Annotated in this window: 4 protein-coding genes; 2 read left to right on the top strand and 2 right to left on the bottom strand. The window is 73.7% G+C overall.

Annotated features, from left to right (window positions below):
- The first annotated feature begins 37 nt into the window (after positions 1-37).
- Complete coding sequence (locus HMPREF3105_RS05575; RefSeq protein ID WP_070708943.1) at positions 38-676, top strand: hypothetical protein; 639 nt, start codon at positions 38-40, stop codon at positions 674-676.
- 140 nt (positions 677-816) lie between these two features.
- Positions 817-1,062, top strand: coding sequence for a superinfection immunity protein (locus HMPREF3105_RS05580; RefSeq protein WP_012750886.1), 246 nt, complete (start codon positions 817-819; stop codon positions 1,060-1,062).
- A 16-nt stretch (positions 1,063-1,078) separates the two neighbouring features.
- Here HMPREF3105_RS05580 and HMPREF3105_RS05585 read toward each other — a convergent pair whose 3' ends face one another.
- Positions 1,079-1,627 carry a maltokinase N-terminal cap-like domain-containing protein gene (locus HMPREF3105_RS05585; protein ID WP_049147365.1) on the bottom strand — a complete coding sequence of 183 codons (549 nt, stop codon included), beginning with the start codon at positions 1,625-1,627 and terminating at the stop codon, positions 1,079-1,081.
- Between the two features lie 59 nt (positions 1,628-1,686).
- A partial coding sequence (locus HMPREF3105_RS05590; protein ID WP_168167997.1) for an FAD-dependent oxidoreductase occupies positions 1,687-2,626 on the bottom strand: 940 nt, incomplete at its 5' end.

Here is a 2,626-nt window from a genome sequence, read left to right on the forward strand (position 1 = left end):
CAAGAACCTCATGACCCACAACAGCTAGGCTCTCCGTATGGTGTCCGTGCATCTGGTGCCCATCCGACCGACCGCCGCCACGGCCGACGACGCCCGACGTCTGGCAGCCGCGCTGCTCGACGATCCCCGCCCGGGCGCAGCTGTGATCTCGGCGGCGTGGCATATCGACGAAACCGATGCGGCGCCGCACGACGGTGAGCTGGCCGTCACTCTCGACGGCATGGCGGCGGGGGTGGGCCTGGCACTGTGGGCCGTGCGGTCTGGGTCCTGGGCGGTGCTGCTGGATCCAGAGGGCAACTACGACAAGCAGTCAGCCTTGTCACATATCACAGCAGGGGAGCGGCGCCGCGCCCGGCGAGCACCGGGACGGCTGGTGCTGCCGCACGGACGACGCCCGGGCCGCGCCTCGGAGACCGGCCGAGAGGCTGATCTGCGCTGTGCAGAGGCCACCCTGCAGCTGGTCGCCACGGTGGAACGGCGCCGGTCCGATGACCAGCATGCGGCGGGGCGGCTGGTGGAAGCCGGCGCCAGTCAGCGAGAGGCGGCGGCGGAGCTCGGGATCAGTCAGCAGGCCGTCCATTCCCGGTTGCGGCACGGGCTCTGGCATGAGAGTCGCTCAGCGGTGGCGGCTGTCCTGCCGCTGCTGGAGCGGCTGGTTGCAGACCCGGGGGAGTGAATCTCCGTCATGCGGGGTCGGCGCGGCCGCCCGCAGGGGAGACGGAGAACGGGCTAGTTGACATAATGTACATTATCGGCGCACTGCGGAACGGTGGACAGGGCGCCCTCCGCGGCGGGTCTCGCGCGTAGCCTGGACCCATGACGATCATGACCGACCAGCGCGACCGCCCCCTGCACGCGACGATCGCCGTCGTCCTGGCCATCGCCACGGCGGGCTACCTGGCTCCGTGGGCCATTGCCGCCGTCCGTGGCCGTTCCAACGTGTGGGCGGTGTTCTGGGTGAACCTGCTCACCGGGTGGACCGTCCTCGGCTGGTGCATCGCGCTGTACATGTCGCTCACCAGCCATCGCCGGCTGCGGTCCTGGGGTCCGCGCGGCCTCTGACCGCGCGGACCGCCCCTCAGGTAAGACGCGCGACGACGGCCCGCACACCGTCTCCCTCGGCGATGAGGCACCGCGGGCCGTCGACGTCCGCCTCGCCCGTCTCCGACAGCTCGACCGGCACCTCGAGCTCCCCCGTCGCATCGGCGCCGATCACGCGGAGGGTGAGATCCGGGGCGCGCGTCTCGAGGTAGGTCCCGGACTCGTCATGCATCTCGAGCCGGGCCTGCGGGATCTCGCCGCGCACGGCGGCCGCGAGGATACGGCGCGCGTCCGGGTCGGTGGCGGCGTCCACGACCCAGCGGTGTCCCAGGACGGAGTGCTCCACCTCGGCCACGACGTCCCCCTCGGCGGGTGCGTCGCCTCGGTAGGCGAACGCAGTCTGGTAGAGCCGGTCCCCCACGCGCACGAGCATCGACTCGACGCCGATCTCGCCGGTGGGATCGTCGAACCGGTACGAGCCGACCTTCTCGGCGGTCACGTCCTCGGGCAGTCCGTGCGCCACGAGGCGGCGGCGGATCCATTCGGGCTTGTCCGGGTCCAGGCGTGCGGTGTAGATGAGAGCCATGCCCCGACCGTAGCCCCGACGTCGTCCGCCCGGGAGGGCCCGCCGGCCGGCGGCGCGGCTCAGCCCTGCACGGCCCGCACGGCGTGGTCCATGGCCCGGTAGGCGTCGAGCTCGCGGGCTTCGGCCGCGCCACCGATCAGGCGCACCGCCTCCGGCGCGTAGCCCGCAGCCACCAGGTCCTCGACGAGATCCGTCTCGGACTCCTGCCCGGCGCACACGACGACGTCCGTCACGTCCAGGGTCAGCGCCACGCGGGCCTCGGGGTCCTCCGGGGACGGCGCGGTCACGCGCAGGCCGTCGGGGCCGAGGCCCTCGTAGGTCACACCGGAGTGCAGGTGGACCCCGTGCTGCCGCAGCTCGGCGCGGTGCACCCAGCCGGTGGTGGGGCGCAGTCGGGCGCCGATCGGTCCGGGGCTGCGCTGGAGCAGGTGGACCTCGCGTCCCGGGTGGGCCGCGGCCGGCTTCGCCAGCTGGCCCGGCGTCTCCGAGGTCAGGGCCACGCCCCAGCGGGCCCGCCAGTGCTCCTGTGTCTCGGGTGTCCCGTCCGGCCGTTCCGTGCCGGCCGCCAGGGCCTCGGCGACATCCACGCCCACGCCGCCGGCGCCGATCACCGCGACGCGCGGGCCGACGTCGACGTGTCCCAGGACCACGTCGTCGTACGCGTGGACGGCGGGCGCGCCCGGCTCCCCCGCCCCGGGCAGATCGACGGGCCGCGGCCGCACGCCGGTGGTGAGGAGCACCTCGTCGTAGCCCGGCCGCCCATCGTCCGTCAGGAGTGTCTGTGCAGACACCTCCTCCCCGGTCACGAGCGTCACCCCGGATGCGGCTGCGCGGGCCGCCAGGTGCTCCAGCGCGGGACCGAACTCCTCCTTGCCGGGGATGCGCCGGGCGAGCCGGAACTGCCCGCCGGGCTCGGCGTGCCGGTCGAACAGGGTGACCTCGTGCCCGAACCGGGCCGCACGCTCCGCGGCCGTGAGGCCCGCCGGCCCGGCACCGACC

Origin of the sequence: Micrococcus sp. HMSC31B01, assembly GCF_001816085.1 — a bacterium.
GTDB lineage: Bacteria > Actinomycetota > Actinomycetes > Actinomycetales > Micrococcaceae > Micrococcus > Micrococcus luteus.

Bases quoted from the DNA above. Each gene is read 5' to 3' on its own strand.
- HMPREF3105_RS05575 (WP_070708943.1), top strand. From the start codon at position 38: ATGGTGTCCGTGCATCTGGTGCCCATCCGACCGACCGCCGCCACGGCC.
- HMPREF3105_RS05580 (WP_012750886.1), top strand. From the start codon at position 817: ATGACGATCATGACCGACCAGCGCGACCGCCCCCTGCACGCGACGATC.
- HMPREF3105_RS05585 (WP_049147365.1), bottom strand. From the start codon at position 1,627: ATGGCTCTCATCTACACCGCACGCCTGGACCCGGACAAGCCCGAATGG.